Source organism: Anseongella ginsenosidimutans, assembly GCF_008033235.1.
Lineage (GTDB): Bacteria > Bacteroidota > Bacteroidia > Sphingobacteriales > Sphingobacteriaceae > Anseongella > Anseongella ginsenosidimutans.
On sequence record NZ_CP042432.1, the window covers coordinates 3,652,074 to 3,671,575 of the forward strand.

The 19,502-nt window shown below is 49.0% G+C and carries 13 protein-coding genes; 10 read left to right on the forward strand and 3 right to left on the reverse strand.

Annotated elements, in window-relative coordinates; genetic code table 11:
* Positions 1-59: 59 nt before the first annotated feature.
* Complete coding sequence (locus tag FRZ59_RS15300) at positions 60-4,178, reverse strand: ATP-binding protein (protein ID WP_132130693.1); 4,119 nt, start codon at positions 4,176-4,178, stop codon at positions 60-62.
* A gap of 135 nt (positions 4,179-4,313) precedes the next feature.
* On the opposite strand from FRZ59_RS15300, the gene FRZ59_RS15305 reads away from it, so the two are divergent.
* The 5 genes from FRZ59_RS15305 (at position 4,314) to FRZ59_RS15325 (ending at position 14,815) form a co-directional block, all read left to right on the forward strand.
* Positions 4,314-7,499 (forward strand): LamG domain-containing protein, encoded by a 3,186-nt coding sequence (locus FRZ59_RS15305; protein WP_225975301.1) that lies wholly within the window; start codon positions 4,314-4,316, stop codon positions 7,497-7,499.
* A 136-nt stretch (positions 7,500-7,635) separates the two neighbouring features.
* Positions 7,636-11,820: a LamG domain-containing protein gene (locus FRZ59_RS15310; protein WP_147698363.1), complete on the forward strand. Its 4,185-nt coding sequence runs from the start codon at positions 7,636-7,638 to the stop codon at positions 11,818-11,820.
* Positions 11,715-13,898 carry a T9SS type A sorting domain-containing protein gene (locus FRZ59_RS15315; RefSeq protein ID WP_147698364.1) on the forward strand — a complete coding sequence of 728 codons (2,184 nt, stop codon included), beginning with the start codon at positions 11,715-11,717 and terminating at the stop codon, positions 13,896-13,898. The genes FRZ59_RS15310 and FRZ59_RS15315 overlap by 106 nt, the downstream gene beginning before the upstream one ends.
* Entirely contained in the window at positions 13,898-14,344 is a 447-nt protein-coding gene (locus FRZ59_RS15320; RefSeq protein ID WP_132130695.1) for a hypothetical protein, read from the forward strand. The genes FRZ59_RS15315 and FRZ59_RS15320 overlap by 1 nt, the downstream gene beginning before the upstream one ends.
* A gap of 69 nt (positions 14,345-14,413) precedes the next feature.
* Positions 14,414-14,815 carry a VOC family protein gene (locus FRZ59_RS15325; protein ID WP_132130696.1) on the forward strand — a complete coding sequence of 134 codons (402 nt, stop codon included), beginning with the start codon at positions 14,414-14,416 and terminating at the stop codon, positions 14,813-14,815.
* Between the two features lie 32 nt (positions 14,816-14,847).
* Here FRZ59_RS15325 and FRZ59_RS15330 read toward each other — a convergent pair whose 3' ends face one another.
* Together FRZ59_RS15330 and FRZ59_RS15335 are read right to left on the reverse strand one after the other, a co-directional pair.
* Entirely contained in the window at positions 14,848-15,201 is a 354-nt protein-coding gene (locus FRZ59_RS15330) for a TfoX/Sxy family protein (protein WP_132130697.1), read from the reverse strand.
* A 74-nt stretch (positions 15,202-15,275) separates the two neighbouring features.
* Positions 15,276-15,944: an alpha/beta hydrolase gene (locus tag FRZ59_RS15335; protein ID WP_132130698.1), complete on the reverse strand. Its 669-nt coding sequence runs from the start codon at positions 15,942-15,944 to the stop codon at positions 15,276-15,278.
* 195 nt (positions 15,945-16,139) lie between these two features.
* On the opposite strand from FRZ59_RS15335, the gene FRZ59_RS20040 reads away from it, so the two are divergent.
* The 5 genes from FRZ59_RS20040 (at position 16,140) to FRZ59_RS15360 (ending at position 19,437) form a co-directional block, all read left to right on the forward strand.
* Positions 16,140-16,559, forward strand: coding sequence for a helix-turn-helix domain-containing protein (locus FRZ59_RS20040; protein WP_225975302.1), 420 nt, complete (start codon positions 16,140-16,142; stop codon positions 16,557-16,559).
* 17 nt (positions 16,560-16,576) lie between these two features.
* Positions 16,577-16,972 carry a VOC family protein gene (locus tag FRZ59_RS15345; RefSeq protein ID WP_132130700.1) on the forward strand — a complete coding sequence of 132 codons (396 nt, stop codon included), beginning with the start codon at positions 16,577-16,579 and terminating at the stop codon, positions 16,970-16,972.
* Between the two features lie 4 nt (positions 16,973-16,976).
* On the forward strand, positions 16,977-17,849 hold the full coding sequence (lepB, locus tag FRZ59_RS15350) for a signal peptidase I (protein WP_132130701.1): 873 nt from the start codon (positions 16,977-16,979) through the stop codon (positions 17,847-17,849).
* 74 nt (positions 17,850-17,923) lie between these two features.
* Entirely contained in the window at positions 17,924-18,181 is a 258-nt protein-coding gene (locus FRZ59_RS15355; RefSeq protein WP_132130702.1) for a hypothetical protein, read from the forward strand.
* Positions 18,178-19,437: a S41 family peptidase gene (locus FRZ59_RS15360; protein WP_158640650.1), complete on the forward strand. Its 1,260-nt coding sequence runs from the start codon at positions 18,178-18,180 to the stop codon at positions 19,435-19,437. Before FRZ59_RS15355 ends, FRZ59_RS15360 begins: the two co-directional genes overlap by 4 nt.
* Positions 19,438-19,502 lie beyond the last annotated feature (65 nt).

Consider the following 19,502-nt stretch of genomic DNA (forward strand, 5'->3'; position numbering starts at 1 on the left):
GCATTGGTTGGCAGCTCATCCCTGCTGGCGCAGCTAAATTTCTTCTACAGACTAAAGAGTCACCGCTTTGTTGAGTAAGACGCAGATGCATTCGCGCTAAGAGCGGAGGCATTCATTCCGTAGAACGCTTTAAATGTCTTACTGAAATAGGAGACAGAGCCAAAGCCTACTTCCAGGGCGGTTTCGGAAACGCTCAGGCCCGACTGTAATAAGGAGTGCGCTTTTTTCAGGCGATATTGCTGGATAACTTCTCTCGCGGAAAGATTTACAAGGGCCGATAATTTCCGGTTGAGCGTGCGCCGGCTTATCGCCATCTTTTCGGCCAGCTGGCCCACGTCGAGTTGTTCATTATCGAGATTGCCTTCAATGATCGTATATAGTTTTCTCAGGAACAGGTTGCTAACTTCCTCTATATGCAGTTCGCTGCCAGGCGTGCTTAACTGCTTGTTATAAAAACGGCGCAGTTTGCGCTGGCGATGGATCAGATTATTTACCCGAAGGAGCAGTTCATGTATATGGAAAGGTTTTGTAATGTAATCATCCGCATCATTTTCAAGTCCTTTTATAAGGCTCTCGTGGGAGGCTTTCGCGGAAAGCAAGACAAAAGCTATATGGTCGGTTGCCGGAGAACTCTTTATATGCCGGCACAATTCATATCCATTCATTTCCGGCATCATGATGTCGCTGATGATAAGATCCGGCATACATTTTCCGGCGATTTGCAGCGCTTCCCTGCCATTAACTGCCATTAACGTCCTGTAACTCCCCTGCAGCGTTTCTGCGATGAACCGGCTTAATTCTCCATTATCCTCAACCAGCAATATCAGCTCAGTATCCGGCGGACCTGCCGGCTTCTGCACAGCCTCCGGCTCGCGGTCGGGTTCGCCCGCCCATACAGCCTCCATCCCAATAACGTCTTCCGGCACGCCGGCAAATTCGGGCGCTTCCACAGATGATTCATCCTCATCATTGAAGCGCAGGTCTTTTACGGCGTCATCAGGTTCCCGGCCGTTCGAAATCAGGTTAGAAAAAGCTGTTCCCCGGCTACTGGCTTTTTCGACCGGAATGAGTATGCGGAACAAGGTCCCGTTTCCGGGTTTGCTTTCCACTTCGACCGTTCCGTTCATCAGGGAAGTCAGCTCCCTGACCAAAGCCAGCCCAATGCCGGTGCCTTCGTGCAATCTCGTATGTGAGTCGTCGGCCTGGTAAAACCGGTTAAAAACAAGCGCAAGTTTATCTTCCGGGATGCCAATGCCGGAATCCTTTACCTCCAAAAGCACGCCGGAAGATTGTTCATTGTCATACCTGGCATTCAAAATTACCCCTATTTCTCCCCCGCATGGAGTGAATTTAATCGCATTAGACAATAGGTTGGAAAGGATTTTCTGCCATTTATCGGCATCGAAATTATAATTACCCTTAAGTCCGATATTAATCTGAAGCCGGATGTTTTTCAATTCAGCATGCGAGCCGAAGCTTTTTATATTTGATTCTACGAAACTTCCCAGGTCGCCCCGGGATAAGGAGACCTTCATGCTGCCGGCTTCCATTTTCGACATATCAAGCAGCTGGTTAATCAGCCTCAGCAGCCGAAGCGCGTTGTTCCGGACACCACCAAGCCGCTTTCTGACAGGAGACGGCACATCGGTTTCCCGTTCCATTTGTTCCAGGGGAGCAATGATCAGGGATAACGGCGTGCGAAACTCGTGGGTAATATTTGAAAAAAAGCGGGTTTTCATCTCATCCATCACCCTCAGGTGCTTCGCCTCCTCTTGCTGCCTGATCATCTCACCTTTAATCAGCAGGCGGTTAGCCCGGTGCCGGTAAAAAAGGCAGGCGCAGCCGGTAAACAGCAGGAAATATAAAAGATATGCCCACCCTGTTTTCCACCAGGGCGGCGCAATGGTGACAAGCAATGTTTTAACATGATCACTCCAGGAGCCTCCCCTATTGCTGGAATTCACCTTGAAAATATACTCTCCGGGCGCCAGGTTAGTATAGACCGCAATGCGTTGATTCCCGACTTCAACCCAATCCTCGTCAAACCCTTCAAGCCGGTAACGATACTGTATTCTGCTCGTATTGAAGAACTGAAGCCCGGCAAATGTGAACGTAATAAAATTCTGACCATGTTTTAAGTCAAGACGCTTCAGGGAGGTAACTGCACCCTCCTTCCATCCCGGGATGGCTGAAACCGGCTTATTGTTCACGAGAATCTCCGTAATTACTGTTTCCGGCCTATATGAACCGGCACGAACCGAATCGGGATGAAAAGAGGTCCATCCACGGGTGCCGCCAAAGAAAATCCGGCCGCCGGGAGATTTAAAGAAATGATAGCGATTGAATTCGCTGCCTTGCAGACCGTCATTAGTAACGAAAGAAAGTATGCTGTGGCTAAGGGGATCGAATCGGAAAACTCCTTTATTACTACTGCACCAGAATCGCCCGTTTTTATCAGGAACAGCGGCATATACACTATTACTGGGAAGACCCTCCTTTACCGTAAAGGCCTGTACGCTCCCATCCCTTGTATCAAACCTGATCAAGCCGAGGCCCAGGCTGGTAATCCACAGGACGTCCCGGTCTTTGGGATCGGGGGTAGCCATCAGTAACTGCACATTGCCAAAAACCTGTTCACTTGGATACCGCATGGACTTGCCGCTTGCCGGGTGATACACTTCGATTCCTTTTCGATAGACAATGCATAACCGGTCGCGGAATGCCGTGATATAAGCGAGATCACTAAACGCCGGACGCCATAAGGGCTCGGGCGTAATGGCGCCGGTAGCGAGATCGGTTTTTACAAGTATTGTATCCCGCTGCTTGTCGCCCGGTTTAATTCCCCAGCAAATGTTATGATCATCAAATGTAAACTGGCTCAAACGTAAGGTATCTGCATGAACCACGAACGAAGCCGGCTTCTCACCTGCTTGCTGAAGAAGCAGCAAGCCCGAAAAACTTTCCTCTGGTTTATTCCTATGGCGAAATGGCCGGCCAAGCAGCCAGATCCTGTTCTCCGCATCCACCGCATAACGCAAGCTGTATGCGTCCACTCCACGCAGGTAAGCGTTGGCGGGTGAGGCCCCGAAATAACCTGTAAGGACGTCCTGGAGAAAGCCCTGCGCATAGGCATAAGAATGAAAACCGCTGGAGGAAAGATGGTTCAGCCGGGCTCCGAATGTATTAGTGCCTGCCCACAGAACGTTGGCACGGTCAATCATCATGGCGGGGATGTTTCCGGGCTTATTCGGATTTGTCCATACTTTGGTTAAGGAATGATCAGCGTTGATCCGAAACACATCTTCCCCTGAAGCAATATACAGTTCTCCCGCGGGGGACCGGTCCATGAAATAAACGGGCGTATAATCAGCCGGATGGGGAACGCTCACCGCCTTCCAACCGCGTGACGGGTGAAAAATTTCCAGGTATCCGCCGTTCGCGATCAGCCAGTTGCCTGAATTATCCTGCCGCATCTGACTAATACGATGACTCCGGAGCGGCCTTCGCCGGGGAAGGTCCGAAATTTTTTCCAAGCGCTTACCGCTTACCATGTACAGGGAATGATCGGTACAAACATACATCTGTCCATCCCCGCCTTCCTGCAATGCCAGAATACGTTCGCCGGGAGGTATAGAAACTTCTCCTGGCGCAGGATGTTCCATCCTAAAATAACGGAGTCGCTTTAATTCCGGCGGAACCACCCAGTACGTTCCCCGGTGATCCTGCAGGAGGAAAAATGGCAGAAGCCCCCTTTCTTTTACCAGCCAGTCCAGTGAAGGATCGTCCCCGAGGTGCTTGATTTTCTCCGTTACCGGATCAAAAATGTCCACCTCCGCATTTTCGTACAATATCCACAATTGGTTTTTTTTGTCCAGGTAAATGGTTTGGATAACATCCGAGGCAATTGTAGCGGAGTCGCGCGGATCATAATGGAAAGTCTTCACTTCATAGCCATCGTAACGTGCAAGACCGTCCCGGGTGCCCAGCCAGATAAAACCAGTACTGTCCTGCACTATCCCGTTTACATAGCCCTGCGGCAAGCCGCTTTCTACATCCAGTGCCTGTACCCCCGTTGTTATCCTCTCGACCGGCGGGAGCCTGACGTCCTGTGCCCTGACATTTCCCGTCAAAGCAATTAAAAGCACAGCAGTTAAATGAAGCAGTAAACGTCTATCCATGCAGGTATGTTAAAGACCTTGCCCTGTCCCAAAGTTAACTGTATTTGTCCCAAAATTTAAAATTTAATACTAACCAAGAAGTTAATATTGCATAACGAACACAATATGATGCATTAAATTTTACTTTCAGTGAAAATGATAGAAAAAAGAAAGGCGGTCCTGCTTTTCATTGTCGGGGCATTCATAGCCGGGATCCTTCTGGCGCCTTCTCCTTCATCAGCCCAGGCATATTGGAATAATGACTACTTCCAGCTGGCTTTTCAGCCTTCGGGTGGTTATATCCAAATCACCATCCGGAACAAGTACGATGACAATGCCTTTGTGGATAACGGGGACGATCGGAGCGGCAATACTTCGCTAAGCTTCTCGACGGAAACGTTCGGAGAAAATGAATTTGAGCAAATTGCCTTATTTGATATTTTCGATGAAGACCCGGATTCGTTCCAGATGTCTTCCGCTTCCATCACAGATGCAGCCAGAAATATGTTCTACCGCATCGAATACGAAACGGATGAAACGACCGGCCGGTACATCATCCGCCTATATATCAATAACGAAGGCAAGCACATAAAAAGGCTGCGGTTCCATATAAATAAATGGAACCGCAAAGGGGATGGCGGGCCCCAGGATCAGCATGACATTAACGTAATCAAGAACGTGGATATTCCATCGCTGGGAAACTTCACCTATACTACCTCTTTCCGGGAAGACGGTAAGGTGAAATTGGACTGGAACAGCAACGATAACAGCGTGACAGACAGAAGTACTACCATTTTATATGCCGAAGGAGGGGAAGAACTTGACCGGTCAGCGGCCGGTGCGAATTCAGGCAGCTTTCTGATTGATCAGCAAAATTCCACAAACACTTATTACCTGGGGCAGGGAGCCTACAGCAATCATGTTACCGAGCGGACCGAAGACATTATCATTCCCGCCTTTACTCATCCAGACAGTATATATGCTTCCTATAACGCGGTTACCAACCAGGCAGAGATCACCTGGACGATTCCAAAAGCTATTGGTGAAGAGGTTGAAAGCAGCGGTTTTAAGTTGCAGCGCGCTACCAAGCCCGATTTCAGCGATGCCATAAAGATTGATTTAACCCCTTTTCAAAACATGGAATACCACCCGGATTCCACCAGTTATACCTTCAGCGAAGCTCCCTACGCGGATGTATATTACAGGGTAACCCGGGACCTTGATCCTGATTGGGGATGGGGAATGGCAAAGACGGTCCATTTTACGGCGGGTCATGCCGCTATTTCCGGCAACTCCGGTGTGAACCTTTCCCTTGACAATACCGGAAGGCGCGCTGTCCTGCAATGGGACACGACAGGAATATGGGCGCCGGAAGCTGTTTTCATCATCACGCGCATTGACCTTGATAATGGCAATAACACGAATTTTAATCTCGAAGAAAAGGATTATTTCAGGGGAGAATTTACGGATTCCCTGCTTATCCCCTGCCACCGGTATTCTTACAAGCTCCAGGTAAAACCTCCCGCCCGGCTGGGATTTCTCACAAATGAGCCCTACCAGACATCTAATACTATTTTGCCGGTTGAAATAGGTACTATTTCCGGGCTAATTGTTTCCAAAGGCTATTTCAACAACCGGGTGGAGCTGCAGTGGAAGTCGGAAGGCGGGTTTGACAACTATATTATCAAAAGAAAGGTCTATGGATCTTCCGGCGCCTTTACTCAACTGAGTTCTGTAGCGGGCGGCCTTTCTTCCGCAGACATTGTTGCCACAGATCAGGGTACGTCTCCAGGCATTTATTACGAATACATGGTAGTGGGCGTGGTTAATTGCAGTAATACCCTCAGGTATTCACAAGATACTTTATATGCGATCGGCTTTCGTGCGCCTACCGGTAATGTTTACGGGCGCGTCACTTATGAAAATGGCCAGGCCGTAACAGGCGTTTCCGTAAGGCTGGAAAGCGATGCCGGAGAAGGAAGGGGCCAAAGCATTTACCTGGATGGAAGCCCCGGAAGTTACCTGCGCCTGGATTCCCTGCAGGTCCCGTTCAGCGATTCAGCTTTCACCATCGAAGCCTGGATCAGACCCGAAGACGAAGCGCCGGAAAACCAAGTCATTTTCAGCCGGGAAGGGCAATATGAACTAGGCTTCGGCGCGAACGGGGATTTGTATTTCAGCGCGAATGACCAACTAGTCAGCGCCGGCTATACGAATTCCAACCAGTCCTTTATTCATGTAACCGGCGTCCGCCATCGCGACACCCTGCGCATTCTGCTGAATGATTCCCTGCTCGCCGAAGCAATCCAACCGCTTCAGCCTCCCGCAGAACCGGCAAAGGAAGTTTATATCGGAAAAAATGCTGCCGGCAGTAATTTTAAGGGCTATATTGACGAAATGCGTGCCTGGAACGCAGCCTTGAACCGGCAGCAGGTCGCGCGGCAGCATACCCAGGTGCTTACGGGCGGAGAAAACGGGCTGGTCGCCTACTGGCGCTTCGATGAAACCATTTCGGATCAGTTTTATGACCTCTCTCACCGGGAGGAGCAATATAACCGGAATGATGGAGTAATGAATCCCGGCGCCGTACAGCGATCCGCCACGGTACCTACCGCTGAACAGTTATCGCTCAAGGCTTTCACCGACAGTACCGGCAACTATATGATAACCGGAGTTCCTTATTTTGGCAACGGAAGCACGTATACAATCGTACCGCTGCTGGGCACCCACCAGTTTGACCCGGTATCCGAAAAACGCCTGATATCCGCCGACGATCCATCCTTTACGGTAAATTTTGTAGATAAATCTTCCTTCGCGGTGTCAGGGTATGTTTATTACCGGGACGGGACGGTGCCGGTGGAGGGTGTGCAGTTCCAGATAGACGGCAAGTATGCCCAAAAGGCCAATGGAGAGTTGCTTCAGACCGATACCGAGGGAAAATTCACCATTTTCGTTCCGGTGGGAACCCATGAAGTGAAGGCGGTAAAAAACAATCACGTTTTTGTCAACGGGGGAAAGATCACCAACCGCTTCGGCGAGGATTTAAACTACCAGGGCCCTGTTAGCGAACGGATCCTGTATGACAGTACGGCCATCCGCTTCATTGGCCGTGTAGCAGGCGGCGCGCTGCAGGAATCCTTCCCGCTGGGGCATTCCCTGTCAGAAAATAACCTGGGGAGGGAACTGAGCATTACCATGAGTTTGCCCTCCGGAACCAAATATGAGCTGCATTCAGGCAGCAGGGACACCACGGTATGGGTCAATCACCTTTCCCCCGGGGCCAGGACGATCCTTCGAAGGTTCACCGGACACGGATCGTTTACCACCAGAACAAGATCGTAATCTATCCCGATTCCCTGACCGGGGAATTCCAGGCCGATCTTCTTCCTGAAAATTCATTGTAGACAACGTACAGGTTACCGGCTGGGGCAACCTGCTGGAAGGACAGGGCGTTGCCGTCGACTTCACCAATAAATTTTTGAAACAGTATTCCGTGCTGGAATACAGCGATCACACCGACTCAGTCGCCTATAACGATTCTTACCAATTTATCAAGCGTGTAAACCCTTCCGTGAGCATCACGCAGCAAAACGCGGCAGGTGCAGACCTGGCCTACTTCGGGCATGATGTTTATGAAACAGTTGGAGCGGAGGGAGAAGAAATAAGCATACCGGTAATAGACCCGGCTAAAACGGAAAGGGATATGTACCTGTTCCGCTACCCCGTATTCCGGCAGGGAAGGGAATACGATTTGCGGATCAATGCCTTTGAAGAATACCCGTTTTACGAAAGTGTAAAACCTGACGGTACACCGGTTGTCGCGATGCAGGATGGAGAAGCGGTCATCGACAAAGTGCCTACGCGGGACGGCCAGGTGTCTATTCTTAATACCATCCGGAACCAGGCCACCTCTGCCGATACGCTAAGCCTGGATTCGGCCGGTGTGGGCTACTATCAATTCACAGCCGGCAATCCGGCTATTACCGCTCCGGGCTTAAAGAGCCTATCCGTTACGGTACGCTTCGGCGAAGCTACCGACCTGACATGGAGCTGGCTGGGCCAGCCAAAGCTGGAAGGATTTGTCATGGGCGCCCAAATGACCGGGACGGATTTCGTCACCGCGGGCCCGGATAAATTACTGACGGTGCTTCGCGATCCGCCCGGGAGCCGGAGCTATTCTTTTTTGGAAGAAGGTTCGACCTTTAAGGAAAGCAGCACGTACTCAAATTCAGTAGATCAGGAAGGCAATATAGAGGCGAAAGTATTGTTTAGTCAGAAAGTGGTCACCTTTTTCGGACTGGGCGGAGGAAAAATAGAAGAGATCCAGTCGTCAGAAAATTCGGTCGGCGCAGGCGCGACCCATGAGGAACACTACTCGTATTCCAACGGAAAAGAGTCGGCCACTTCTTTAACAAACCGGTTCCAAACCAGTGACGCCCCTACTTTCGTAGGAGCCCCTGGTGATGTTTACGTCGGCTATTCCACAAATATCACCTACGGTCAGACAAGGAACGTGATCATCATTGAGCGGGATGACCTGAAAGCAGCCGATTCAGTACTTTCGGATCCGGGCGCCGCCAGCAGTTACCTCGTTGTCATGCGGGAAGGGATCAATTTCGGCGAGCAGTTCGGAACCTTGTTTGCCTATCCGCAGCAGCACATTATTAAAGTACTGATCCCGAATCTGACGCATATAAGGAATACGCTGTTGCTCCCCGTGGGCACGGAAAACGGCCAAGCGATTGCCAATACTTCCGGCGAACCGGTATACGTATCCAAGCTGGCCGCCGATGATCTTCGCTTTGGAAAAACAAATGGTGATACGGAAGCTTTCGGAAGCAGTGCGGAAGATGATCTTTTTAACGATGGGGAAAGCTACAAAATATATTTCCCTGAAGGGTCTGAATATGCGACGGATACCATTATGGTCCTGAATCAATATATCAGGGACTGGGAACAACGGATAGAAGATAATGAAAAGCAGAAGCTGGAAGCCCCGGTATTTCAGAATTATTCTTTCCATGCGGGAAGCCCCGTCAGTTATTCCGAACAGTTCTCCGAAACCGAGGCGAAAAGCCATTCTTTCAACATTATCTTGTCTGCGAAAATACTCAGCGAAACCTTCTTTGAAATACTTGGGCAGGGACTGAAGCTAAAGATAGATGAATCCATAGGCACCAGCAACGGAGGAAATTTCGAAACAGTAACAGGTACGGAACGAACAACTGGATTCGTTATGGCCTCCGACGGCACGGACGATTACATTTCGGTGGATGTAAACAAGCCGGAAGAAGGTGGTTTCGTATTCCGTACCCTCGGGGGCGCCACCGCCTGCCCCTATGAAGGAGAAGAAGTAACGCAATACTACAATAAAGGCACGGTCATTAACCAGGCGACCCAGCGGATTGAAGTACCCGTACTTACCGTGGACAACCCCGTGGTGAACGACGTGCCGGCCACGCAGAAGGCGTCTTATACCCTGAAGATAAAGAACGAATCCGAAGCACGCCTGCCAACTACCTTAATGCTCAGCTACCTGGACACTGACAGCATTAAAGGGGCGACCATTTCTGTCGACGGACTGCCAATCGGCGGAACAGGGCGCCCAATTCCCGTTCAGTACGGAGAAACCGTGACCAAGGTCATCACGCTGACCAAAGGGCCGGATGCCATGGACTATAATAATATTCCGATCATTCTTAAATCCGCCTGCCAATACGATCCTACAGGCTACCAGGAAACCATTGCCGATACCGTACTCATTTCAGCACATTTTGTACCTGCCTGCTCGAACGTGAATATCAAATCCCCCACCAATCAGTGGATCCTGAATACAGACGCGCCCCTGAACGGTGAAAACAAGCGATACCTGCCCCTGATCATTGACCAGTTTGACCTTAGCAACAGTTTGTTCGACCGGATTGAGCTTCAGTATAAGCCGTCGTCTTCGGCAAGGTGGATCACCGTAATGAAATTCTACGGAGATTCTTCCAAATACAAGGAAGCACAGGGCGAGAAGCTCTTTATTACCAATGCACAGGAACTTCTTTATAACCTGGAAATGGATGATGCTTCCTTTAATGACCAGGGATACGACATCCGAGCGGTAAGCATTTGTGAGCTGGGCCCGGACGACTATATCAATACGCCTTCCAACGTGATCTCCGGACTTAAAGACACCTATAGCCCGCGTCTTTTCGGGAGCGCCCAGCCTGCCGGCGGTGTCCTGGGAGTAAGTGACGAAATACGATTGAATTTTAACGAACCGATCGCCGCCGGACTGCTGACCAATCCCGATTTCCAGGTGCGGGGAATTCGAAACGGCGCTATCAGCGATCATTCGGTATCCGCGGCGCTGGATGGAGACGGGGATTACCTGGAAACCGAATTCGACAAAAATCTAAGCGGGAAAGACATTACGATGGAACTCTGGGCCCTTCCTGAGGCGGAAGGGCGCGGAGGTACGCTCATCAGTCACGGAGCGGCCAGCGGCTCGCTGGAACTAGCCCTGACCTCCGATAACTACCTGCAGGTAATTGCAGGCACGCAAACGCTGAAAAGCGAACAACCACTGGCTATCAGCCCCGGCGAATGGGCTCATCTGGCATTGGTTTACCATGCGGCGGACGCCACCGTTTCCGCTTATTATAATTTTACGGAAGTAATTCATGCCGCGCCGGTGCCAGCATATGCCGGAAACGGGCCTTTTCAACTCGGGCGGAGCATCTCCGGCGCAGGGAATTTCTTCCATGGGAAAATGCACGAAACCCGCATATGGACCGAAGCGCTTTCGGCCGTTCGCCTGCAGACGAACAGTTTGAAGCGGCTCTCCGGCGCTGAGAACGGTCTCCTGGCCTATTACCCCATGAACGAGGGAAAGGGAGAACTTGCCATTGATAAAGCCCACGGCTCTCATGCCCGTCTGCGCGGGGAATGGTCCACGCCAGCCGGCAGGTCCATTGATTTTAACGGAAACGGTCATCTAAAAATAAGCACAGGGGCCATTCCGGTCACTAATGAAATGGATTATACCCTGGAATTATGGTTCAAGGGCGAAGCCGGCCAGCAAGAGGCCGCATTAGCAGCGAACGGGCGCGGAGAAGGCAACGAACTTGGCGGGTCATATGACGCATTTTTCCTTGGTTTTGAAGGCGGTCAACTCACCTTCAGAAATAATGGCCTCCGGATGCAGGCGCCGGGCAATTACCTGGATGGACACTGGCACCATGTGGCCCTGGCTGTAAACCGGAATTCAGGAACAGCACAGTTTTTTGTAGACGGTGAATTGAAGACTTTTTTTGATGCCCGCGATCTGGGGGCCTTGTCGCTCCGTTCGTTTATCTCGGGGCAAGGGGGTGGTACGAGGCAAATGATCCCGCGACATTGCATTTTGACCGCCATTTCAGGGGGAATATTGATGAATTCAGGATCTGGAATACCTATCTTGGCCAGCCACTTATTGATATCAACAATAATGTCCGCCTCCGGGGAAATGAGCTGGGCTTACTGGCTTATTATCCTTTCGAAACATATTTTGAATTTCAGAATAACCTGGAAATGGGCTATTCACTCGAAGACCAGCGCGTACCTTCCGACCCTGCCGCGACTATTCCGGCGGCGGTGGCAAACAATGCCGCCGAATCCGCTGACAAGGCGCCTATAAAGGACAGGGGCCCGGTGGAAAATCTTCAATTCGATTTCGTCGTGAACAACGATGCCCTGATCATAAACCTGCTGGAGCCGCGGCAGGCCGTTGATAAAACCATTGTAACGTTCCAGGTGAAAGATGTCCGCGACCTGAATGGCAATTCCCTGAAATCGCCGGTCACCTGGTCGGCTTACATCAACCGCAACCAGCTCAGCTGGAGCGACCCGGAATTTATACTGTCCCAGGAGTTGTACGCACCGCTTGAATTTGAGTCCTACGTGATTAACAGCGGAGGCAGCGTCGAGCATTTCAGCCTGGATAATCTACCCTCCTGGCTGGAAGCAAGCCCGGCGGCCGGAACCGTAGCGCCCCAGGGCCGTGCCCGGGTTATTTTCAAAGTACGTGAAGGATTGAACATTGGAAGTTACGATCAGATCGTCTATATGCGGAACGATAATGATGAATCGGCGGCGCTTCCCATCACCCTTACCGTGAAAGGTGAAGAACCGCCCTGGGAAGTAAATCCGGCTGACTTCAAATACAGCATGACCGTATATGGAAAACTGCAGGTAAAAGAAGCCTTTTCAGCAGATGAAAATGATCTGCTGGCGGCCTTCAGGGATGGGGTTTGCGTGGGCGTTACACGGAATAGCTATAATCAGAAGAATGACCTGTGGTACGCACTGCTGACGATCTATCATAATGAACCCGAAGGCGGAGAGCTGGAGTTTCGGATCTGGGATGCAAGCACCGGGAAAACCTACCTTGCCAGTCCTTCAGAACCGGTATCCTTCCGGAACGATGCCATCGCGGGAACCTCCCGGGCACCCGTTATTTTCCGCGGCGAGGAAATATTCTTCCAGGAACTAAAGCTGCAGAAAGGCTGGAACTGGATATCCTTCAATTTATCCGGGCCGGCGATGGATAACGTGGCTACTACCCTTTCGAACGGACAATGGCAGCCTGGCGATATCGTAAAGAACGAGGAACTGGGCTTTCATCAGTACTCCGAAAGCGACGGATGGGTCGGTTATATGGAGCGTTTCAATAATACCTCTTTATTTATGATCCGTGCTTCAGCCGCACAATCGTTAAGCATCGCAGGAATTCCCGTAAATCCTTCGGAAACACCGATACCCATCAAGGGAAATCGCTGGAACTATATAAGTTACCTGCCGCAGGTAAGTTTACCCCTTGAGGAGGCGCTGGCCGGGTACGAGGCCTCGGAAGAAGACGTGATCAAATCACAAACAGGATTTGCGATGTATGACCCGCAGAATGGCTGGATGGGTAACCTTACTCATCTGGAGCCGGGAAAAGGTTATATGCTGTATCGTAAAGCAATTAATGACGAAACACTGGTCTATTCCAGCCTGGGCGGCAGTTTCATCAGCCATGCCGGGGACGCCTCTGCCCTGCCGCTGTTGAAAAACGCGGCGCGTCCCGGCAATTTCCCGGTAGCTTCGGCGCAGATGCAGACGCCCGTGGATAATAACTTCCGCTATGAGGGGAACATGACCGTTGTGGCCGTCATTGACGATTCTTTTCAGCTCCAGCCGGAAGATGTTGTGCTGGCTTATATGGAAAATGAATTAAGCGGCAAGGCACGGGCGACTGACCTGCCGGGAATGAAACGTTTCTTTTTGACTATTAGCGGTGAGGAGCAGCGGCCTCTCCATTTTGAAGTTGTGCGGGCGGGACAGGTGGTACTTCGCTCTGGCACTGTGCTTTCTTACCGCAGCAACAGCCAGGCAGGAACCCTGGACAATCCCCTTGTGATCAGGAATGAAAACGAAGCAGGAAAAATAACCGCTTTTCCCAATCCGTTCGGGAACCGGGTGAATGTGCGCGTGGAATTGAAAGAAAACCAGAAGCAGGAAAGCTTGCTGCTGCAGCTGTCAGTGTACGATACGAACGGAAATATAATTATGGAAGGTCCTAAAGAACGGGTTATTTCCAATATCCATTTCTTCGCCTGGGATGGACGGAACTCCAGGGGAGAGAACTGTCCTGCAGGCGTTTATTTTATTCGAGTCACGATCAATGGAATGCCCCTGGTACAAAAAGTGATCAAAATAGACACACTGAAATAATGAAAAGGTATATTTCCTACATGATGATTGGCGCCTGCCTGCTGATAGCCGGCGGATGCAAAAAAAAGAACAAGGAAGAAATTTACCCGAAGTTCCCACCCCCCGCCTGGACAAACGAGGCCACCGGCAAATATACCAGCAGCATGACTGCCGTGGTGAAGCTGCCCAATAACCTGGACAAATCGTACCAGGCATCGGACGAACTGGCTGCGTTCATCGGGGAAGAATGCAGGGCGGTAGCGGAAGTCGTAGAGGTCGCCGGTGAACGCCTGTTCTACCTGCTCATCCAAGGTGAACCTTCGGCGGACAGCCAAATACGTTTCAGGTATTACAGCACGTCCAGTTCCTATATTTACCATTCGGACAATATCCTGAACTTTAGTATAGATGGCAGCTACGGCAATGCTGACCAGCCCGTCACGCTGGCCCTCAAGCCGGATAAGTGAAAAATCCGCTATCTTTAAACTAGTGCCGTGTTAAGGAACACGACACGTTAACCTGAAAACATTCAATATATGGAGCAGAAAAAAAATTCAATCGGATCCATCATCTCCGTTGATATCACCGTGGATAATCCCGAAGATTTAAAAACCTTTTACCAGGAAGTCATTGGCTGGGAAGCCGAAGGCTTGCAAATGAAGGATGAATCCGGCGCCTACGAAGACTATGTCATGAAAGACCCACAAGGCAACTGGATCGGCGGCATCTGTCACAACCGGGGAGTAAATAAAGGCATTCCGCCCCAATGGATCGTCTATATCAACGTCGCAGACATCGGCCAAAGCATCGAAAAATGTCAAAAGCTGGGCGGAGAGGTCATTAAGACCTCCAAAAACAGGGACGGATCACTGCAATACGCCATGATCAAAGACCCCCGGGGCGCCGTCCTGGCCATCACAAAAGAAACCGACGAATAAAGATTCGTAATAGCAGGCATTCGCCGTCAATATCATTTGCTCTTCCGGGACCCGGAGACGCTGGCCTGATCGTTGAACGCGAGGCATAATTCCAGCCAATAGCTGAAATCATCCGGCCCGCTGAATCCTTCGGGACTTACATAACAATATCCCGGAAGGTCTTTCCCCTTCATGATCATGGGGCGGTATCCCCTGCGTCCGGAAATCTCCTTCCCTGCACCAGGATCAAACCGGCACATCAGGCTGTCACCGCTGACGTTGACGCACATCTTACCATTGATCAGGAACGCCAGGCCGCCGAACATTTTCTTCTCTTCAATCGCTATTCCGGGAATCCTTGTAAGGTAATCTCTTACTTTCAGCGCCAATTCATTGTCGTATGCCATGTTTTATCAATTTAAGTTTTCCAGCCAGAATAGAATGTTATTTATTGCATCCGGAGAGATTTTTTCATTTCGGCCTACTCTCCTCTTAAATGAACAATCGGTCCATGTTTGGTAGCTGTGATCAACATAGAATCGGCGAATTCTTGCAGCCCGAACATCGCACCCCGGCTTTCAAAATGCTTCTTCATTTGGTAATTAAATCCTTCCCATCCGAAATTCGCCGGCGTAGACAGCAATAAAAGACAAGAGACCCGGGGAATTTCAGATGCTGCTACTATAGCACTAGATCCCCCTTCGCTGATTCCCAATAAGCCTATTTCCATTCCTGAGAAGGCTTTGCTGTTTAAAAAGAAATAGCAGATACCTTTTACATCCGCGGCGTGGGAGTACAAGGTTAGTGTCTTGTTACTGCCGCTAGATTTACCAATTCCCCTGTTATCGAATCTGAAAACACTATATCCCCTTTGAACAAACTCGTTCGCCAAATAGTGAAAATATTTAAGTTTATTGGCAGACATATCCCTGTCATACCGTTTCGGAGGACTTACCAGAATAATCAACCGATTCCGATCGGGTGATTGGGCCGGCCGGATTATGGTTCCTGATATGTTTGTGCTGTCATTGACCGCAATGGTCAATTCCCGTGAATAACTTTGGTAATCAATAGTCTGGCTGCGTCCCGATAAACCACTCCCAAGGAGATATATTAAGCTGAGTAATCTAAATACTGCAAAGTTATCCATGATAGAAAGTTTTTTGCGAGCATGGCTAAAATAGCAAATTATATATATTTTCAGGCCATAGTCTCAATCCATGAAAGCCGCTTTGGCTAACCCCGTAAATTCTTTGAGAGGCTTTTTACAGTGCCGCGTTTTAAAATCCGGCGGAATGATTAACTTTAATGGTGGAACGATTTCAATGGATCAATGAAACAGATTATGAATTTCTACCAAACAGAAATAGGCCGGATTAAGCACATTTGCTATTCGAACGATAAACAGATCAAAACAGTGATCGCGGCCCGGACCTTTATCAATAATAATTTCGAGAAAGATTTAAAGCTGGATTTGTTGTCCCATCTCCTGTTTACTTCAAAATTTCATCTGCTGCGGCTTTTCAAAAAGTATTACGGGCTGACACCGAAGCAGTACCTGACTATTAAACGACTTGAAGAATCAAAAAAATATCTAAAAGAAGGAATGCCGGTATCGGATACCTGCTACCGGGTAGGCTTTGAAACGCCGAGTTCATTTAGCACGCTTTTCAGAAATAAAACAGGACTATCACCTATTGAATTTCAAAAAAAGCAATTTTCGCAAAGTAGATCAAAACCTGATTCCGGACCTTGCGATCACTAATTTAAAAAGGATTAAAAATGAAAATCAGCGTCATCAGCATTCCGGTTCAGGACCAGGACAAAGCATTGGCATTCTATACGGAAAAACTAGGTTTCGTAAAAAAACACGACGTGCCCGTGAGCGAAAAACATCGGTGGCTAACCGTCGTATCCCGGGAAGAACAAGAAGGACCGGAAATTTTGCTGGAGCCGTCGCCGGAAAGCTTTGAGCCCGCTAAAACGTATCAGAAAGCACTTTTAGATGCCGGAATTCCATACACGCAATTCAATGTGGACGATGTCCAAAATGAGTATGAACGCCTGGTCAACCTTGGCGTTGAGTTTAGCGTAAAGCCGACTGAAATGGGAACCGTGAAAATTGCCGTATTCAACGACACTTGCGGAAATAATATCCAAATCGTAGAAATGCTATGAAACTATGACACGTCCGTTGGTGGCTTTCCTGTTATCATTCTTGGTTACCGGGCTTGGGCAGCTTTATAACGGACAACTGAAGAAGGCCGTCATACTCTTTTTATTGCTTTTACTTATCCCTTTTCTTTTTGGAGCAGCAAGATTCACGACCAATTTCAGCGGATATACGGCCATGCTGGCAATTATGCTGGGGATCTGGCTATACGGCATATCGGACGCAATCATTCAGGCCCGGCGAAGAAAGGAGTACGCAAAAAAGAAGTACAACCGCTGGTATGTCTATCTTTTCATAGGGATCGTTATCACCGCGGCAACTTGGTTCTATGAAAAAGCACCGATATCGGGAATGCAGCATTTTATAATTGTCTCTCCTTCCCAATTGCCTACCATGCAGCTGGGTGATCGCGTTCTCGCAGATATACATGCTTATCGTGAGAAACAGCCGGACTACGGGCAGATCGTTGTGTTTAACCAGCCAGGCGAAGAGGTTTGGTGTTTCAGAGTAGCCGGACTCCCCGGTGATACGATACAGGTAATCGATGACATCCTGGTAGTAAATGGTGTAATAAGTGAATCACGCCATATCCGGAACGTGCAAATTGAAGGTGTTCCGGTTCAAGAATATGAAGAAAAGATGGTTAGTGGCCACAAGCACCGGATCTATTCAAATCAAAAAGCCGCGGGACTCCCCTCTTCATCTTCGGACAAGATCGTGGTACCTGATAACTGCTATTACCTGCTGGGCGATAACCGTGGGAATGCCCTGGACAGCCGGTATATCGGGCCGGTATCCGCTGATAATATTCTCGGACAAGTCCTTTTCAGCATTTGGGGACGCTCATATGACCGCGTTAACGTTGATTTCAGGAACAGGTAAATTTTCCAAAAACAAAATGGACTTTTATTTTTTCACAAGTATATTTGGTGATGGAGATAGATTTCCAAAAACTGATGGCAAACAAATCGGATGAGGGGCTTTTGGAATACCTCGAAAACCGGACAAAGTTCAGGCCCGAAGCTATTGAAGCCGCAATTGCGGAAATGCAAACCCGCGGACGAGTATTTGGGGAAGAAGAGTTAAGCGCTTACCGGCGAGAATTTGAGCAACGGAGAGAAATCACGGAAAAGGAAGACAACGAATTCTGGAAACCCGGAAATTCATGGAACAAAAATATTGTGACCGACGAAACTGCGCACGCCAGCCGATGAAAGCCACACTTACCCTCACGTTATTCCTTTGGACATTCGGGTTGAACGCACAGACAACTACTTATCTAAACGATCTGGCTGCATTGAAGTCTATCCTGGAGCGTACGCCCTCCTTCAAGGCGCAGATCAAAGGTGAAAAACTGGCTTCTTATCGTGACTTATATGGTAGCCTGGCTTCGGACACCGTGAGCGACCCGGACAGTTACCAGTATTTCTACCATCTGTCGCAGCTTCTCTTCCCCCTAAAAGACAATCACTTAGGTTTTTACCGGGTCCATGATTTCGAGAAATTCAAAGACAAGGAAAGCATTGACAAATTTGCAGCTACCAAGGAATTTTTGGCCTATCCGCAATGTGAAGTGAATATTGATTCTTTAAAGGCAGCATTAACCCGAAAGCCCGCTGAATCCATCGAAGGGATTTATCATTTTGGCAAGTTTTATGATGTAGGTGTTTTCAGAAGCAATGACAGGGAATATATCGGGGTAATAGTGGGCACGGAGACGAAATTGTGGCAAAAAGGTCAAATTGCAATCCATCTGTACGAATATGGCCCAAACCTCTATAAAGCAATATACGGACACCCGTTAACGAAGGATTTCAGCCTTCGAACCCCTGAAAAGTATCAATACGGGTCGCTGGTCAATTCTTTCTTTTACGTGTTCAACGGCCGTTATGTTTATACAAAGCAGCATCCGCGGGTTGATCATGTTAACTTGCCGGTAAACAGGCCAAAATTCGAACTAAAAAATATTAATAATGATGTTCAGTATTTGCTGATCAAAACTTTCCAGGCGAACGGCGCCACCAGGCAACAGTCCCGTGAGTTTTATGATTCAATAAAAAATGCCCTGACGGCGCCAAAACTGATCCTGGATCTCCGGAATAACGAAGGCGGGGCGGAAAAAGAGACAAAGAAATACTATCAGCTGCTAAAAAAATACGTCAACAAGGGAAATCTATACGTGTTGCTGAATAATGAAACCGTAAGCCAGGCGGAGATATTTACGCTCCGGTTAAACAAGCTCAAAAACACTATTACCGCAGGGCAGCCCACTAAAGGCATGCTCACTTATGGAAGCAATTACGGGAAAAAGGAAACATTGCCAAGCGGCAATTTCCAGATCTACATAACGGACATGAAAGGCAAGCCAAAACACCTGAAATATGAAGATCTCGGAATAGAACCTGAAATCCGGCTAAATAACAATTCAAACTGGATTGACCAGGTAGTTGAATTGAAGGGAAGAAAGTGAAGCCTTATAAGATTTGCTCGGGCCGCAATAAGAGTATATACATGCGCGTCTCTCAGTTAAAACAT